13 protein-coding genes are annotated in these 16,863 nt (G+C 49.4%); 7 read left to right on the forward strand and 6 right to left on the reverse strand.

Going from position 1 to position 16,863, the window contains the following annotated elements; translation table 11 throughout:
• Positions 1 to 60: 60 nt before the first annotated feature.
• The gene (locus MHB80_RS04000) at positions 61 to 819 is read right to left on the reverse strand and encodes an MBL fold metallo-hydrolase (protein ID WP_341280962.1); all 759 of its coding nucleotides are present in this window, start codon (positions 817 to 819) and stop codon (positions 61 to 63) included.
• 265 nt (positions 820 to 1,084) lie between these two features.
• Here MHB80_RS04000 and MHB80_RS04005 point away from each other — a divergent pair, with 265 nt between their 5' ends.
• A complete protein-coding gene (locus MHB80_RS04005; protein WP_341280963.1) occupies positions 1,085 to 3,076 on the forward strand; it encodes an ABC-F family ATP-binding cassette domain-containing protein in 1,992 nt (663 codons plus the stop codon).
• A gap of 32 nt (positions 3,077 to 3,108) precedes the next feature.
• Positions 3,109 to 3,744 carry a fumarylacetoacetate hydrolase family protein gene (locus MHB80_RS04010; RefSeq protein ID WP_341280964.1) on the forward strand — a complete coding sequence of 212 codons (636 nt, stop codon included), beginning with the start codon at positions 3,109 to 3,111 and terminating at the stop codon, positions 3,742 to 3,744.
• Positions 3,745 to 3,894: 150 nt separating this feature from the next.
• On the opposite strand, the gene MHB80_RS04015 is transcribed toward MHB80_RS04010, so the two are convergent.
• Both MHB80_RS04015 and MHB80_RS04020 read right to left on the reverse strand, forming a co-directional pair.
• Positions 3,895 to 4,332 (reverse strand): Dps family protein, encoded by a 438-nt coding sequence (locus MHB80_RS04015; protein WP_341282855.1) that lies wholly within the window; start codon positions 4,330 to 4,332, stop codon positions 3,895 to 3,897.
• A gap of 232 nt (positions 4,333 to 4,564) precedes the next feature.
• Positions 4,565 to 5,176, reverse strand: a complete 612-nt coding sequence (locus MHB80_RS04020) for a VTT domain-containing protein (protein ID WP_341280965.1) — start codon at positions 5,174 to 5,176, stop codon at positions 4,565 to 4,567.
• Between the two features lie 180 nt (positions 5,177 to 5,356).
• Here MHB80_RS04020 and MHB80_RS04025 point away from each other — a divergent pair, with 180 nt between their 5' ends.
• Positions 5,357 to 6,553 carry a substrate-binding domain-containing protein gene (locus MHB80_RS04025; RefSeq protein WP_341280966.1) on the forward strand — a complete coding sequence of 399 codons (1,197 nt, stop codon included), beginning with the start codon at positions 5,357 to 5,359 and terminating at the stop codon, positions 6,551 to 6,553.
• A gap of 299 nt (positions 6,554 to 6,852) precedes the next feature.
• Here the strand turns inward: MHB80_RS04025 and MHB80_RS04030 are convergent, their stop codons facing one another.
• Positions 6,853 to 7,884: a LacI family DNA-binding transcriptional regulator gene (locus MHB80_RS04030; RefSeq protein WP_341280967.1), complete on the reverse strand. Its 1,032-nt coding sequence runs from the start codon at positions 7,882 to 7,884 to the stop codon at positions 6,853 to 6,855.
• Between the two features lie 419 nt (positions 7,885 to 8,303).
• On the opposite strand from MHB80_RS04030, the gene MHB80_RS04035 reads away from it, so the two are divergent.
• The 4 genes from MHB80_RS04035 to MHB80_RS04050 all read left to right on the forward strand — a co-directional run bounded on the left by MHB80_RS04035 (position 8,304) and on the right by MHB80_RS04050 (position 13,544).
• Positions 8,304 to 9,614: a maltose ABC transporter substrate-binding protein gene (locus MHB80_RS04035; protein ID WP_341280968.1), complete on the forward strand. Its 1,311-nt coding sequence runs from the start codon at positions 8,304 to 8,306 to the stop codon at positions 9,612 to 9,614.
• Between the two features lie 78 nt (positions 9,615 to 9,692).
• On the forward strand, positions 9,693 to 11,006 hold the full coding sequence (locus tag MHB80_RS04040; RefSeq protein ID WP_341280969.1) for an ABC transporter permease subunit: 1,314 nt from the start codon (positions 9,693 to 9,695) through the stop codon (positions 11,004 to 11,006).
• Entirely contained in the window at positions 11,003 to 11,839 is an 837-nt protein-coding gene (locus MHB80_RS04045; RefSeq protein WP_341280970.1) for a sugar ABC transporter permease, read from the forward strand. The genes MHB80_RS04040 and MHB80_RS04045 overlap by 4 nt, the downstream gene beginning before the upstream one ends.
• Before the next feature lie 4 nt (positions 11,840 to 11,843).
• The gene (locus MHB80_RS04050; protein WP_341280971.1) at positions 11,844 to 13,544 is read left to right on the forward strand and encodes an alpha-amylase family glycosyl hydrolase; all 1,701 of its coding nucleotides are present in this window, start codon (positions 11,844 to 11,846) and stop codon (positions 13,542 to 13,544) included.
• 199 nt (positions 13,545 to 13,743) lie between these two features.
• On the opposite strand, the gene MHB80_RS04055 is transcribed toward MHB80_RS04050, so the two are convergent.
• Positions 13,744 to 15,603 carry an alpha-glycosidase gene (locus tag MHB80_RS04055; protein WP_341282856.1) on the reverse strand — a complete coding sequence of 620 codons (1,860 nt, stop codon included), beginning with the start codon at positions 15,601 to 15,603 and terminating at the stop codon, positions 13,744 to 13,746.
• 207 nt (positions 15,604 to 15,810) lie between these two features.
• The gene (gene trxB, locus MHB80_RS04060) at positions 15,811 to 16,755 is read right to left on the reverse strand and encodes a thioredoxin-disulfide reductase (RefSeq protein WP_341280972.1); all 945 of its coding nucleotides are present in this window, start codon (positions 16,753 to 16,755) and stop codon (positions 15,811 to 15,813) included.
• Positions 16,756 to 16,863: the final 108 nt, after the last annotated feature.

Genomic DNA, 16,863 nt, shown 5'->3' on the forward strand with positions numbered 1-16,863 from the left:
AAATAAGCGAGGCCGTCCCAAGGCAGTATTTACACTGCTTTGGGATGGCCTTTGTTTTGTTTAAACAGCAGCTCCCGCAGAAATGAGAGCAATTTGTTCATTTAACCGGCCGCTGCATAAACCGCCATGATAGCAAATCACATGCTGGATGGGGTAATCTGCAAGTGCTTTGAGAGATTTCAGCGCCATTTCATAATCGAGCGTGGCAGCAGGAATAGGAGGTGCTAGCTTGCCATTTTCTGCGATAAGCGCATCTCCAGCTATTAAAGTTTGGCTCGTGTGATGGTACAAGCTGACATGTCCGGGTGTATGTCCCGGCGTATTAATAACGCTGATGCCGCCGCATCTATCAAGCTTATCGCCGCCCAGCAGCTGCGCTGTTACATTTGCGTGGGGCGGATGCTCCAGCATTTTTCGAAAAGCGGCGCGGAACGCAGCGGGCGTTTCCGGTGGAAACATTAGGTCTAGGCTTGCGAGCGCCTCATCGGTTATTTTAATCAGGTGTTTGCGTCCTTCAATGTAGGGCTTCTCGATGTCGCTGCTCCACACGCGTGGTGCTTGATTAGCTTGTTCGATAACGGCGGGCAGACTGCCAATATGATCGATATCTTGATGGGTAAGTACGATGTCGGTTATGTGTGCGAGAAGAACGCCTTCTTGTGCCGCGGCCTCCTGAAGCAAAGGAAGCTGACCGGGATGGGCGGTGTCTATAAGGATTTGGTGATCAAGATCCCAAATAAGGGTGGGGTGAATGGTTGTGGGTTTTCCCATAATGATGGCTGTAATCTCAAGCATGGCAATGCCTTTTGCAAGCAGCATACGATCCCTCCGATGAACATCAGCTCAAATTGTGCTTGGCCAAGCATGTCTATCATAAGGGATAAATAAATTAGTGTAAATAATAAAATATTATATTATAACACAAATAATTATTTTTGTCAATATACAAATGAGGTGGCTGCTAAGCGGGGTGGAGGGGCGTGGATTATGATATGATAGTTGGAAAGGGCGGCTTTTCCAAGCGATCTATTGCAGGAAAAGCTAGCTTGGCACAACTATCTCTGATGTAAAGTAGGTTATTGCGATGCATTTATTATCAGTCGAACATATTACGAAAAGCTACGGGGAAAAAATGCTGTTCGAGGACGTTACCTTCGGTCTCGAGGATGGCGACAAAATTGGTATTATCGGCGTCAATGGGACGGGCAAATCGACGTTCCTGAAAGTGATTGCCGGGCTTGAGCCAGCGGATGCAGGCAGCATTTCCATTGGGAACCGTGTGAGTATTCGCATGCTGTCGCAGGACCCGGTGTTTACGCCGGGAGAAACGGCGCTTGAGCATGTGCTGGGTGGCGATTCGCCGCAGCAGCGTGCTGTGCGCGAGCATGTGGAGGCTCTTGAGGCACTTGAGCTTCATCCAAATGACGAGGCGCTCCAGCAAAGGTTGATCAAAGCGAACCAGCGGATGGATGAATCGGGCGCTTGGACGCTGGAGAGTGAAGCGAAGATTGCGCTCGCAAAGCTTGGCATTCTTCATTTTGACGAGAAGGTCGAGACGTTTTCCGGTGGGCAGCGCAAGCGGGTAGCGATGGCGGCGGCACTGCTCCAGCCTTCGGATATTTTGATTTTGGACGAGCCGACGAACCATATTGACAATGATTCGGTCGCTTGGCTGGAAGGCATGCTGCAAAAGCGCAAAGGCGCGCTGCTTATGATTACCCATGACCGGTATTTCCTCGATCGGGTCAGCAATCGGGTCATTGAGCTGGACGGCGGACGTGCTTATTTCTATGAAGCGAACTATAGCCGTTTTCTAGAGCTTAAGCTGGAACGGGAAGAGCGTGAGGCTTCTACAGAGAACAAACGCAAAAACCTGCTGCGCAGCGAGCTGGCCTGGATCAGGCGCGGAGCCAAGGCGAGAACGACGAAGCAGAAGGCGAGAATTGATCGCTTCGAGGATTTGAAGGCGCAGGCGCCTAAGCAAAGCGCGGGGAAAATGGATGTATCGGTTGCTTCCACTCGCCTTGGACGTAAAATCGTCGAGCTGGAAAAGGTGACGAAGCGCTTTGGCGAGCGGACGCTCATTCGTGATTTCAGCTATATCGCCGTACCGGAGGATCGGGTGGGCATTATCGGACGCAATGGCAGCGGCAAGTCTACGCTGCTGAAGCTGATTGAGGGTAGACTGGTGCCAGATGAAGGTACAGTTGAGCTGGGCCTCACCGTTAATCTCGGCTGGTTCTCGCAGGAGCATGAAGAGATGGACGAGTCGCTGCGCGTCATTGAATTTATCCGCGAAGGTGCGGAGCAGGTGAAAACGGCGGATGGCTCGCTCATATCAGCAGGACAAATGCTGGAGCGGTTTTTGTTCCCTCCTGCGATGCAATGGAGCCCGATCGGCAAGCTGTCAGGCGGCGAGAAACGCCGTCTCCAATTGCTTCGCGTGCTGATGAAGGCGCCGAACGTGCTGCTGCTCGATGAGCCGACGAATGATTTGGACATCTCGACCTTGGCTGTATTGGAAGATTATTTGGATGATTTTCCGGGCGTCGTATTTGTTGTATCTCATGACCGCTACTTTCTTGACCGTACCGTCGATAAAATTTTGTCCTTTGAGGATGGAGTCATTACGCAGCATACAGGCAACTATAGCGAATATCAGGAGTTTGTAGAAAAGCATGGCTCGGCGGCTGGTTCACCGTCAACGCCAGGAGGCGCTTCGGCGGGCGGAAATGCGAAGAATGCTGGGGCAGGCACGGCGGCAGCTGCTGGAAGCGGGAGTGCAGCGGGCGAATCGAATGCAAAAGCCGGAACGGGCGGCAGCAAAGAACGCGCGCTCAAAATGTCCTACAAGGATCAAAAGGATCTTGAGCAAATTGACGGCTGGATTGAGCAGGCTGAAAATGATATTGCGCACATTGTGCAGCGCATGGAGGAATCCGGCAGTGATTCGGTGCTGATTCAGCAGCTATCGGAGGAGCAGCAGCAGCTAGAAGAAAAGCTGGAGCAGCTTATGGAGCGCTGGACAGAGCTGAATGAGCTTGCTGAGCAAATTGCCGCTCAGAAGAAGGGTTAATGATAATGGGGTCTAGAAAACAGGAGAGGGAGATGAAGATGTTTTCAGAAGTGCGCAACATTTATTGCATTGGACGGAATTATCGTTTGCATGCATTGGAGCTGGGCAATGAGGTGCCTGAATCGCCGATGGTATTTACGAAGCCAACTCATGCGCTTGTGCCGATGGATGGCAATGTTGTGGAGCTGCCGGGTAATCATGGCGAGGTTCATTTTGAGCTGGAGCTGGTGCTGAAGGTTGGCCGGGCGCTTGAGCCGGGAATGGACCCTGACGCATGTATCGATGGCCTGGCGCTGGGACTTGATATGACGCTTCGCGATGTGCAAAGCAAAATCAAAGCGAAAGGCCAGCCATGGCTTCCGGCCAAAGGCTTCAAAGGCTCCGCTCCCCTTGGCGCATGGCTGCCGTACCCTGGTTCAGAAGAGCTCAAGGCCCATGATTTTGCGCTGCTTCGCAATAATGAAGAAGTGCAGCATGGCAATTCTGCCGATATGCTGTTTGATATTGGAACGCTGCTTCGGCACATTAACGACAACTACGGACTTGGGCCGGGCGATCTCATTTTTACTGGAACGCCAGCAGGTGTTGCGGCTTTGCAGGATGGCGACAAGCTCTCGGCATTGTGGCAAGGCAAAGAAGCAGCTAGCTGTTCGATTAAGCTCGTATAATCGGATTCAAACAACCAAAAAGCCCTCAAACCCGCGCAGTTCGCAGAGTTTGAAGGCTTTTTTTGCGTCGCAGCCTTCCCTTTCGGGAGAGGCTGTGACAGCTGAATATGAGGTGCACCTATATGACCGTGTGGCATGATTTTTTGGAAATTAAGCGTTAAAAGCTTTCAGCATCCATACATGCTTCTCAAGCGAGGTGTGGATCGCAAGCAGCATATCGGCTGTCGTCTCATCATTCGCTTCTTGGGCAATCGACATGCCAGCTTTCAGTTCTTCGATGATGGTCGAGAAGTCGGTGATGAGAGACTCAACCATAGCAGTAGCTGTTTCTTTGCCTGTAGCATCTTTGATGGAAGCTGTCTCCATATATTCTTTCAACGTTGCGACAGGCTTGCCTTCCAGCGCGAGCAGGCGCTCAGCCAGCTCATCGACATTCAAAGCGGCCTCTTCATAAAATTCTTGAAACTTCACGTGCAGGGTGAAAAATTGCGAGCCCTTCACGTACCAGTGGAAGTTATGCAATTTAATATAGAGGACACTCCAGTTAGCGATTTGTTTATTTAATACCTCATGTGTTTTTTTCATTATCGTTCATCCTTTCGTTTCCTGATTTTATGTTTCTTAAAGGGGAGTTTGCTAGATGTAAACTCAAAGGCTAAAAAGCTAATTGTTTAATTTGTAATAATTACTTATTTATAATTATTACAAATAATAGACGTTTTGTCAAGCTGGCCCCGCTGCATTCATCCGATAACATACTATAAACGTCCGAGCTTTATTTTAAACAAGCTGTTAAACAGACAGTGCTATTTTATGCGTTTCATTGTCTTTTTAACCACAGGCGGTAACCGCCATAAGATATGGCGAAAAAGGCGGCGTATACGCTGGCGAATAACGCGAAGCTCGCCCAGTCTTTAAACATATTTTGTCCCATATAAGCGAATAGCAGCATAAACGGGATTTTGCCAAGAGCCGATGCGATGGCATACGGAATTAGCCGTACAGAAGTGACCGCAGGATAAATATTGACGACCATATGGGGAATGATCGGAATTAAACGCGCTGTCAAAATCGTTAGAAACGGCCGTTTTTCCATCGTTGCCTGAAGCTTATCCAGTTGGTTGAACTTACGGAGGAAGGCTTTTCCTTGCTCTAGGAAGAGATAGCGCGCCAGCAGAAATACGATGATGGCAGCAAGTGAAGCGGCCAGCCAGCTAATTAATGCCCCAAGCAGCGGACCGTACATATAACCGAGCAGGGCAATCATGATCTTGAATGGAACGACGGGGACGAGCACGAGGAACAGAGCGACGAGAAAGACGATAAATACAGATGGCGTGTCATTTTGCAGCCATTCGAGCAGATTGTTTTTGTATATAAAAACGGTGACGAGCAATAAAGCATAAATGATGGCGGAAACCCATTTCAGCATAAATATCTCCTTTAGCATGTCCTTGACGGTACTTCTTTAATCTTAGCTGTTGCATGCTGGTGGGTGCAACCAAGGATAGTGTGCAAACGCCAGTACTACGTAAACTTGGTACTAGCTGGATGCTGCCTTTACGCTAGAATAGGAAAAAAAGCCTATGGGGCGAAAAAGGGGAGGCAGTCGTTGAAAGAGAGAGAGTGGAGTACCATTATTTTAGCTGCGATACTTATTAGCTTTCCGATTATGTTCTTTACTTGGATCATTTATGCTATTGTGATGCTGTCAACAGGCTCGAAATTATATGGAGCATTAGTCATTGCGGCTTCTGCGCTTATAAATATCTTTTATTTGCTAGCTTATATTGATGTCTTAAAAGAAAAGGTTTTCTGGTCATTGTGCGGTTCAGCAATCTTAGTCATTGCAATATCCTTTGTGCTCGGATGGAGATATGAACAATACGTAGAGAAGCTGAAAATCGTCGATGATCAAGCGATAAATATGAGTAATTATGAACCTTTCCGAGAGGGGACGAAGGCGGTTTCCCTACCAGAGCCGGCACCGCTCAAGATCCGCAGTAAGCTTCCACAACTGGATGGCTCAACCGCCCTATATCCGATGTATGCGGCATTCGTTCAGGCGGTATATAAGCAAAAGGAATATCCCTACTATGGGCAGGACAGCGAGGTTCAGGTGAACGGTACAGAGGATGCCTATAATCGCTTAATTAAAGGCGAGGCTGATATTATTTTTGCACCTGCACCGTCCAAGGATCAGGAAGCACAGGCAAAAGCCGCAGGTGTGGAGCTTACGCTGACGCCGATTGGCTATGAGGCTTTTATCTTTTTCGTGAACAGCCGCAATGAGGTGCAGAACCTGACGCTGGAGCAGATTCAGGGCATTTATGCAGGAGAGCTCACGAACTGGAAGCAGTTTGGGGGAGCGAATGAGAAAATTCGGCCGTTCCAGCGCCGAGAGAACAGCGGCAGCCAGACGATGCTGCAAAAAATGATGAAGGATAAGCAGCTGATGGAGCCTGCGAAAGAAGATGTTAATTCCGGGATGGGCGATATCATTAAACAAACCGCAAACTACCGTAATTATAAAAATGCAATCGGCTTTTCGTTCCTTTTCTACGCCACCGAAATGGTGCACGAGCAGCAAATCCATCTGCTGAAAATAAACGGCGTGGAGGCGAACCGCGAGAACATTAGCAACGGTACATATCCGCTAACAGCACCGTTCTATGCCATTACCGCAGGCAGCGACAATCCCAAAGTGCAGCCGTTTGTTGACTGGATTTTATCGCCGCAGGGTCAATATTTGATTGAGAAAACAGGGTATACACCGCTTAAGTCGGAGTTAAACTCTGCACGAAGATAGACTTTGGCGGACACAGCAGCGGCTATTTCAACCGAATCACGGGTTTTAGGACTGGCTGCGGACTCAGGAGCCGCTAATGCGCTGTCCATCCCCATTTGACGGGTTTTTTTAGGGCGATAACGGATCTCCTGTCCGCTTACGGCCTAAAATCGGATCAAAATCCAAAATAGCGGCACCTCAGTCCTTGAAAAATAAAAGTGTGCGCCCCAAGCCCAGCTATCAGCACTTCATTCAAAATGAAACCTGCTTAATCTTCAATGAAATTAACCTTCTAGCCATTCCGCTTTATTATCCTTCCTTCAGCCCTTCTTAACAGGAACATGCATCGAGGATTCGCGGACGATCAACCGATGCGGAATAATGGTGCTCGATTGGTGAATCGGCTCGTCTTGGATGAGACGGACAAGCTTCTGCGAGGCGGTGTAGCCAAGCTGATAAGTACCGATATCGGTGGAGCTGATCGGAGGCGTGGCAAGCTCTGAGAGAGCGATATTGTTAAAGCTTACAATGCAAATATCGTCTGGAACGGAATAGCCCAGCTCGGTAAGTCCGCGCAGTACGCCGAAGGCGACCACATCATCAATGACGATGAGCGCGGTAGGACGGTCTGGCATTTCCATGAGAAAAGACATTGCCCGAAACCCGCTTTCCTGCAAAAATTCGCCCTCAACAACCCATTCCATATTCAGCTTCAGCCCAGCGTTAGCTAAGGCTTGGCGATACCCCTCCATTCGGTCGAAGGAAACGGTCAAATTGCGCGGTCCGCTAACAAAGCCAATTCGCTCATGGCCTTGCAAAATCAAATGCTGGGCCGCATCATAAGCCGCCTGCACATTATTGTTGTTGACCGTTAAAATATGCGGATTCGAATCGTCTGTACGTCCAATCAGCACGCTCGGAAATTGCTGCTCATTCAAATAATGAATGAGCGGATCTTTGACGCGTGCGGATAGAAGAATGACGCCATCAACCCGGCGCCCAAGGACGAGCCTTGATATCGTTTCGATTTCATCATGCTCGCCAGTAGCGGTTGTCAGCAGCATGTCATAACCGGCTCTAGTGGAATGAGTCAGTATGCCCCGCAGCAGCTCCCCGAAGAAAAAGTCCTGGAACAGCTCCTCCGCAGGCCTTGGCAGCATAATAGCCAGTGTATTCGTTGTTTTGGAGACAAGGCTTTTAGCCATCGCATTGGGATGGTAGCCCATTTCCGTCATAATTCGTTTTACTTTATCTGCTGTTTCTTTACTAATGCGGGGGTGCTTAGAGACGACCCTTGATACGGTCGAAGGAGACACCCCTGCCGCTTTTGCAATATCTTTTATCGTTACCATAGTCTAATCGGGCTCCTGTCACTTTAACTGTGCAATCGTTTGAACATTACAGTTACATGTTAATGCAAGCGCTGCCGAAAAGTAAATACGTTTGAGATTCAAAAATGGAAAAATGGTGAAATCATAAGGAAATGGAAGGGAAATGCAGTGATCAAGCGAAAGAAATGGATAATTTCAGCATTTTGAGCTGTGCAAACGTTTTAACAAACCTTTGTCCATGTTGTATGATAAATCCATTAATCAAACGCTTACATCGCAATTAACGAATAGATTCAAGCTGATTATATCGATTGAAAGCGGCTTGAATGATTTTCGCACGATCATTTGTACAAACGTTTGCACAAACAGAGGGAAGCGTTTGGAGCATCTGTATCGGTAGGCGTGCAGCAATGGCATCACATTATGGAGGGGGATTTTTAATGATGAAGAAATGGTTGGGAGTATTTATCGTCTGTGTACTCGTGTTTGCTTTGGCAGCATGCGGCAATACGGGGAATGGCAGCAATAACGTGAGTGCGCCGGAAGCTTCCTCTACACCTGCAGAGCCAGGGGGGAGCAACGCTGTTAATGAGGAGGAGGGCGAGCTGCTGCCGGAGGATGGAGCAAGTCTCGTTATCTGGGAAGGCAAATCCCAGCGCGCGTTTGTAGAAGCTTTGGCGCAGGAGTTTACGGAGCAATACGGCGTTCCCGTCAAGCTGGAGGAGGTTGAAAATCCGGATCAGGTGACGAAGCTGACGACGGATGGGCCAGCGGGGCTGGGAGCGGACATTGTTGTATTCCCGCATGATCAGATCGGGCGGGCCGCTTCTGCCGGTCTCGTGCTGCCGAATGATTGGTTTGGGGAAGAAACGGCAGGCGAAAATGATCCCAATGCAGTAAGCGCGGTAACCTTTGAGGAGATCCTCTATGGCTATCCGCGTTCCGTCGAAACGTATGCGCTGCTTTACAACAAAAAACTCGTTCCAACAGCTCCAAAAACGTTCGACGAAGTCATCACATTTAGCAAAACGTTTAATGATCCGAAAAAAAATAAATATACGATTATGTGGGAGCTTCAGCAATTTTATTATGATTATGCCTTTCTTGCCACAACCGGCGGATATATGTTCGGCAGCAATAATACAGATAAAGAAGACATTGGCCTAAACAATGAAGGCGCAGTAGAGGGAGCCAAGTTCCTTGCTTCGCTGAAGGAAAGCCTGCTGCCGCTCAATACAGGCGATATTACATTTGATATTAAAAAGGGTCTGTTCATCGAAGGCTCCTTGGCGATGGATATTAACGGGCCATGGGCGCTTGCTGATTACAAGGCTGCCGGAATCGAGCTTGGCGTAGCGCCGCTGCCATCGATCAATGGAAACCCAACGACCTCGTTCTCGGGCGTCCAAGGCTATTATGTAAACGCATTTACGAAATATCCGAATGCATCTAAGCTGTTTGCACGATTCCTGTCTACGAAAGAGTCCCAGCTTCGCAACTTTGAAATGAACGGTACGATTCCGGCAAATTTAGAAGCGGTCCAAGACCCTAAAATTCAAAATGATGAAATTACGAAAGCTTTTTATGAGCAGTTTTCCCATTCTACGCCAATGCCAGCTATTCCGCAAATGGCAAGTGTATGGGGGCCGATAACGGCCGGCATTGCTGATATTTGGGACGGGGGAAAAGATGTGAAGGCTTCTCTCGACAACTCGGTAGCACAAATTAAAGATGCCATTGCCAGCCAATAACACGTTAGCGAGAGCTTATTTTCACCCGCCGGAGGAGCTGCGGCGGGTGGATTTTAGTCGGGAGGGAGCCGGAGCGCAATGAAGCAGCATCGCACAATTGCTGTACTATTATCGATCGTGCTGCAAGGTTTGGGACAAATTTATAACCGGCAGTGGTTAAAGGGCATTCTTTTTATGCTGCTTGAGGTGGCGGGGTTCATCTATATTGCACCACGTCTCGGTGGGGCGATCTGGGGCCTTGTTACTTTAGGCGAGAAGACGCAGAAATTTGTGAAGGTTGGCAAAATGGCGCAAATGGTCAAGGGCGACCATTCGATTTTTTTAATATTGGACGGGTTAATTCTATTATTTCTCGTATTTGTGCTGCTGGGCGTGTATGCGTGGAATATTACGGATGCTTATCGGAGCGGCAAGCTGCGGGATGAGTTGAAGCCTGTCAGAACGTTCAGGCATTCGTATGAGCATGCAACGACCTTTTATTTTCCTTATTTTATGCTCGCGCTTCCGGCGCTGGGCGTGCTTTTTTTCACGATTATGCCTATCGTGTTTACGGTCATGCTCGCTTTTACAAACTATTCGGCTCCTGATCATATTCCGCCAGCGAAGCTTGTCGATTGGGTAGGGTTCAAGACGTTTACCGATCTTGTGAAAATGAAGTCATGGAGCCACACGTTTGTAGGCGTGCTGATCTGGACGATTATTTGGGCCGTCCTGGCGACGGTGACGACTTATTTTGGCGGAATTCTCGTTGCCCTGCTGATAGAGCAGAAGGGTATTCGCTTCAAGAAGCTGTGGCGCACGATTTTTATCATTCCGTATGCGATTCCGCAGCTCATTTCATTACTGGTCATGAAAAATTTATTTAATGGCCAATTCGGGCCGATTAATCAATATTTAGGCTACTTTGGACTCGGCGGACTGCCGTGGCTCACCGATCCTTTCTGGGCCAAGGTGACGGTCATTACCGTCAATATGTGGATTGGCATACCTGTCAGCATGGTGCTTATACTTGGCATTTTGACCTCGATTCCCCGTGATTTGTATGAGGCTGCTGATGTGGATGGGGCGTCGACGCTGCAAAAATTCCGCATTATTACGATGCCGTTTATTTTGTTTTCGACGATGCCGATCTTGATTATGCAGTTTGCAGGCAATATTAATAACTTTAATGTGATTTTCCTCCTGACGGGCGGAAATCCAGCGAAGGGCGATTACCAGTTTGCTGGTGCGACCGACCTGCTGATTACTTGGCTTTATAAACTGACGCTCGATAACAATAAATATAATGTGGCTTCGGCCGTTGGCATTATTATCTTTTTAATCGTGGCTATTTTCTCGATCTGGAATTTCCGGCGCTCGAAATCGTTTAAAGAGGAGGATATGATCCAATGAGAAAATGGAAAAGCAATGCCCGTCTGACCTTGAGCTATGCGCTGCTGCTGTTGATTTCGGTGGTCGCAATCTATCCGGCACTGTGGGTCGTTCTGTCTTCGCTGCGCCCGGGAGGCTCGCTGTACAGTGAACATTTTTGGCCTAGGCAATTTACGCTCGTTCATTATGCGGAGCTATTTACCAGCAAGGCCTATCTATATGGCGCGTGGTATTTGAATACGCTGAAAATTGCCGTGGTCACGATGATTTTATCGACGATACTCGTAACGCTCAGCATGTACGCTCTATCGCGGTTTCGCTTTCGCGGGCGCAAGACAGCCTTGACGGTTATGCTCGTGCTCGGGATGTTTCCGAGTTTTATGAGCCTGATTGCGATCTATATCATATTGCTGCAATTAAATTTGCTTGATACGCATATGGCGCTTATTCTGGTCTATTCGGCGGGGGCCGCGCTGGGCGGATTTATTGTAAAGGGCTTCTTTGACACGATTCCCCGCAGCTTGGATGAGGCGGCCAGAATAGACGGAGCCTCGCATTTGCAGGTGTTTGCGAAAATCATGCTGCCGTTGTCGAAGCCAATGCTCACCTACGTGGCGCTGACCTCGTTTACTGGCGTATGGGGCGATTTTATTTTCGCAAGGCTGGTGCTGCGTACGAAGGAAAACTGGACAGTGGCGGTGGGAATGTGGGATTTGGTCAATTCGCTGCAAAATAGCAATTTCACGATGTTCGCTGCTGGCTCTGTACTCATTGCGATACCGATTACGCTGCTATTCATCTTTCTCCAGCGTTTTCTCGTACAGGGACTCACCTCTGGCGCATCGAAGGGGTGAGGCGATGTGGAGAAGCGTTCATGGGGGAATGGGCGCCAGCGTGCGCAAGGCTGGTTTAGTTGTTTTTGTTCTGCTGGTGCTGCTCGTTGCCGCTTGCAGTACCAACTCAAGCTCAAGCTCCAGCTCTAGCTCTAGCGCGAGCACCAGTCCCGATTCCGGTCCTGGTCCCAGTCTCAGCCCCATGCCTAGCGGCAGTCCAGAAGTTGATAGCTATGAAGTGGATGAACAGCCCTCCACTGTCTATTATGAAATATTTGTGCGGTCGTTCTATGATACCAATGGCGATGGCATCGGCGATTTGAACGGCGTAACCGCAAAGCTGGATTATTTGCAGCAGCTTGGTATAGGCGGCATTTGGCTTATGCCCATTCAGTCCTCCCCAAGCTATCATGGTTATGATGTGACGGACTATTATGCGATAAATCCCGATTATGGGACGCAGGAGGACTTGCAGAGACTTCTGGCAGAGGCGCATAAGCGGGATATCAAAGTTATTATGGATTTGGTCGTAAACCATACAAGCACGGAGCATCCGTGGTTTAAGCAGGCAACGGAGGATGCTGCAAGCCCTTATCGAAGCTGGTATCATTTTGCTGACAAGGATGAGAAGGTGCAGGAGGATGGGGCAGTTGGGGGCAAGCCATGGCATGCTGCCGGTAGCAGCCGTTATTTGGGTGTTTTTTGGGAAGGGATGCCGGATTTGAATTTTGATGAGCCTGGCGTTAGAGAAGAGATGATCCAGATTGGGCGGTTTTGGTTGAAGCAGGGCCTAGATGGTTTTAGGCTCGATGCTGCTAAGCATATATATGGCGATTTTACTTCTACAGTGAACAGTGATGCTGTGAAAAAGAACAACCAGCGCTGGTGGCAGCAATTTCGCAGCGGACTTTCGGAGGTGAATCCGGGCGCTTTTCTCATTGGCGAGGTATGGGATTCAGTGACGGTTGTTGCGCCTTATCTGGAGGTGGCATTTGATTCGGCTTTCAACTTTGACTTGGCCGGGAAGCTGCTCCGTGCAGCAAGCTCCGAGAGCGACCCTGATGCTGCTTTTTCGCTGCAACGGGCCTATAAGCTGTACGGAGATGCTTCAGGAGGTGCGTTCACCGATGCTTCGTTTCTGAGCAACCATGATCAAAATCGTGTGATGTCGGTGTTGAATGGAAATGTGGCGCATGCGAAGACAGCGGCTTCCTTGCTGCTGACACTGCCGGGCAATCCCTTCATCTATTATGGGGAAGAGATCGGAATGAAGGGCATGAAGCCGGATGAGCGTATTCGCGAGCCGATGCTTTGGCACTCCTCCTTAGATGGCGGTAAAGGACAAACGACTTGGGAGAATTCCAGCTCCAATGCCGACCCGAGCCTGGTGTCAGTGGAATCACAGCTCAATGATGAGCAATCGCTGCTGGCCCATTATCAAATGCTGATCGGCTGGCGTAATGAGCTGCCCGCCCTGCGTGACGGCGGCATAGAGGAATATCGTCTTGATTCGCCGATAAGTCAGGTTAGCTCGTATGTAAGGGCAACTGCGAAGGAACGGGTGCTGGTGCTAATTAACTTGTCGAAGGAAAAGCAGCTTGTTAAACTGCATGAGCAGGAGCCTTTCGGCTCTTTCAACAAGGTAATACGTGGCAGCCATAAGGGTGTGGAGATGCAAGATGGGCTCATAAGTCTGCCGCCATATAGTGTGTTTATTGTAAAATGAGGCGACTGAACGGGCTGAGTTAAAGGTAGCCTCGCTTGAAACGTAACAGTGCTTGAAGCGAAACGGTGAACAAGGAAAAGACAGGCGAGCATGCTGCCTGTCTTTTCCTTGTTTAAAATATAATAACGGATAAGCTTCACATTTAGAAGCTTCTTATAATTCACCCTCGAAACGGCTGCCGCCGAGCTTATACCTGCTGCTATTGCAGCTTTTGTTGCAGCAGCACCTCATAGCCATAAGCTGGCAGCTGCAAAGTAATGCTGCCGGATTTTGCATTATGTGCTTGTGGAGAATCGTGAAGCAAAGACAGCCATTCATAACGACGGATTACATCTTGGACGTCTTCTGTTGAGTTAACCAGCTCTACACTGCTTTCGTCCTTGCTTGCGGCAACCTCCCGCGACGCTTGGCCAACCGCTTTATCTTCTACGCGAAAGCTCACCTCGGCCGGCTCGGCTTCGGCATTCATCGCAATAACGATTCGCTCATCGCCTGAACGGCGCTCATAAACGATGATGCGCTTTGTTTCATCGGCGTGAATGAAGCGAATGGCTGCGCTGCGAAGAGCAGCATGGCTGCGGCGCAGGGCAATCGCTTGCTTAAAGAAATCCAGCAGCAAAGCGTTCTGTTCCTCTGGCTCCCACACCATGCATTTGCGGCATTCGGGATCACCTCCGCCATTCAAACCGATTTCATCGCCATAATAAATGCAGGGAACGCCGGGATAGGTCAGCTTGAACAGGGTAGCCAGCTTCATCGCGCCGAGCTCGTCTCCGCAAACCGTCAATAGTCTTGGCGTATCGTGGCTGCCTAGCAAATTGAAGGCTGTTTCGGTTACCTGCTGCGGATAAGCAGCGATCTGCGCTCCGAGGGCGCTAGTGAAAGCGGAAGCGTCAATCTTCTGATAGGCGAAAAAATCGAGCACAGCATTCGTAAACGGGTAATTCATGACGGCGTCAAATTGATCGCCCTGCAGCCACATCATTGAATCATGCCAAATTTCACCGAGAATGTAGGCTTCGGGATTCGCTTTTTTCACGATGGCTCGGAACTCGCGCCAAAACTGATGATCCACCTCATTGGCCACATCGAGCCGCCATCCGTCGATTCCGATTTCCTCAATCCAGTAGCGGGCGGCCTTAAACAGGTATTCCTTAACATCGGGATGCTCGGTATTGAGCTTTGGCATCAGCGGCTCGAAGGCGAACGTTTCATAGGTGGGTATGCCGTCTACTACACGTAAAGGCCATTCCCGCACATGAAACCAATCGGCGTAAGGCGATTCGGCGCCGCGCTCAAGCGCATCAACGAATGGCGGAAACGTTCGTCCGGAATGATTGAATACCGCATCAAGCAGCACGCGTATGCCCCGCTGATGGCAGGCATCCACTAGCTCCTTGAGCTTCTCATTCGTACCGAAATGCGCATCTACCTTCATATAATCTGCGGTATCGTATTTGTGGTTAGTCGTAGCTTCAAATAAAGGATTGAAATAAATAGCGTTTATGCCAAGCTCACCTAGGTAGTCCAGATGGTCAATGACTCCCTGAAGATCGCCTCCAAAAAAATTGCGTGGCGTCGGATCGCCGCCCCAAGCCTCAGTCGCTTTGGGATTCAAAGCAGCATCGCCGTTTGCGAACCGTTCGGGAAAAATTTGATAAAATACGGCATCCTTCACCCATGCAGGAGGAGCGAATACGTCAACGGGATTAATAAACGGATAGTCAAAAAAGCTGTTCGAGTTTTCCGGCATCGTCCCATGAAAGCCCGACTCCGTCAATATAAGCTGCTCCGGGCCGCTAGTCAGCTGGAAGGCGTATCGCAGCCTGCGAAAAGGCGGGATTACCGCAGCCTCCCAATAATCAAACAAGGCGTCGGACGATAGCAGCGACATCTCAATCAGTTCCTGAGTTTCCTCCCAGGCATATTTGTCGCCAACGATGGCGTGGACGTGGTCCATATCGCCTTTTTTGGTGCGCAGGCGGATATGCAGCGTCTTCCCGTCATAGGCATATGCCCAGTTTTGCTTTGGCCGATGATAAATAGCTTCCAATAACATCATTCCACTCTCCTCAAGTTTAATGGCTTAAACGAGCAAGAAGAACGCAAAAAAAGGTACAACCCGCACCTTTTCAGCGAGGTTGTACCTTCTCCATAATCGATCAGCCTTTGATCGTAATGTGTTCGGTAGCATTGCCTTTATCTTCAGCTCTGATTATACACCGTGAAGGAAAATCATGCCATCATTTATTTAGGGAAAATGAGCTTAAGCATGGACCGAAGCCACATGAGCCTGGGCTTCTAGGAAACGCTCGGCGTCGAGCGCTGCCATACAGCCGCTGCCAGCAGCAGTAATCGCTTGGCGATACTGGCGATCCTGAACGTCGCCACAGGCGAAGACGCCTGGGATGTTCGTCTCGGCAGTTCCGGGCTTCACAATAATATAGCCTTGATCGTCGGTGTCGATTTGACCGCCAAGAAAGCCCGTGTTCGGCGTATGCCCGATCGTAATGAATACGCCGTCCGCCTCAATCAGCTCTTCCTCACCGGTTTCATTGTTGCGCACTTTAAGGCCTTGAAGTCCTGTATCTCCGGCTGCTACCTCAAGCGGGGTGCGGTCGAGGCTCCAGGAGATTTTGTCATTGTCGCGAGCGCGGTCCTGCATGATTTTCGAAGCGCGCAGCTCGGAACGGCGGTTAACGACCGTTACTTCCGACGCGAAGCGAGTCAGGAACACCGATTCCTCCATAGCGGAGTCGCCTCCGCCGACAACGAGAATTTTTTTGCCCCGGAAAAAGAAACCATCGCAGGTTGCGCATGTGCTGACGCCGCGTCCAATGTTCTCCTGCTCGCCCGGAATACCGAGATATTTCGCCGAAGCGCCGGTTGAAATAATGACCGATTCAGCCTGCAGCTCGCCGATTCCTTCCACATCGAGCGTATAAGGGCGTTTGCTGAAATCTACGCTTTTCACAGAGCCAGTGCGGAACGTAGCACCGAAGCGCTGTGCTTGCTTGCGCATATTGGACATCAGCTCGCTGCCGAGAATGCCGTCAGGGAAGCCGGGGAAATTTTCGATTTCGGTCGTCGTCGTCAGTTGACCGCCTGGCTGCCAGCCTTCAATAACGAGCGGCTCCATGTTGGCGCGAGCCAAATAAATAGCAGCGGTTAGTCCCGCAGGTCCAGTACCGATAATGATTGTTTTATGCATAAATGATTGCCTCCATTCGATAGCCTCTGATAATAAATTCTAGTTTAAAATTATTACAATTAACGGGTACTGTCAAACATGTTCATCTTAAATTCATCTATATGTATT

Source organism: Paenibacillus sp. FSL H8-0537 (genome assembly GCF_038051995.1).
Lineage (GTDB): Bacteria > Bacillota > Bacilli > Paenibacillales > Paenibacillaceae > Pristimantibacillus.

What these genes read in the sequence shown, in the direction of transcription:
- MHB80_RS04040 (WP_341280969.1), top strand. Translation starts at nt 9,693, where the DNA reads ATGAAGCAGCATCGCACAATTGCTGTACTATTATCGATCGTGCTGCAA.
- MHB80_RS04045 (WP_341280970.1), top strand. Translation starts at nt 11,003, where the DNA reads ATGAGAAAATGGAAAAGCAATGCCCGTCTGACCTTGAGCTATGCGCTG.
- MHB80_RS04030 (WP_341280967.1), bottom strand. Translation starts at nt 7,884, where the DNA reads ATGGTAACGATAAAAGATATTGCAAAAGCGGCAGGGGTGTCTCCTTCG.
- MHB80_RS04005 (WP_341280963.1), top strand. Translation starts at nt 1,085, where the DNA reads ATGCATTTATTATCAGTCGAACATATTACGAAAAGCTACGGGGAAAAA.
- MHB80_RS04050 (WP_341280971.1), top strand. Translation starts at nt 11,844, where the DNA reads ATGTGGAGAAGCGTTCATGGGGGAATGGGCGCCAGCGTGCGCAAGGCT.
- MHB80_RS04020 (WP_341280965.1), bottom strand. Translation starts at nt 5,176, where the DNA reads ATGCTGAAATGGGTTTCCGCCATCATTTATGCTTTATTGCTCGTCACC.
- MHB80_RS04000 (WP_341280962.1), bottom strand. Translation starts at nt 819, where the DNA reads ATGCTGCTTGCAAAAGGCATTGCCATGCTTGAGATTACAGCCATCATT.
- MHB80_RS04035 (WP_341280968.1), top strand. Translation starts at nt 8,304, where the DNA reads ATGATGAAGAAATGGTTGGGAGTATTTATCGTCTGTGTACTCGTGTTT.
- MHB80_RS04010 (WP_341280964.1), top strand. Translation starts at nt 3,109, where the DNA reads ATGAAGATGTTTTCAGAAGTGCGCAACATTTATTGCATTGGACGGAAT.
- trxB (WP_341280972.1), bottom strand. Translation starts at nt 16,755, where the DNA reads ATGCATAAAACAATCATTATCGGTACTGGACCTGCGGGACTAACCGCT.
- MHB80_RS04055 (WP_341282856.1), bottom strand. Translation starts at nt 15,603, where the DNA reads ATGTTATTGGAAGCTATTTATCATCGGCCAAAGCAAAACTGGGCATAT.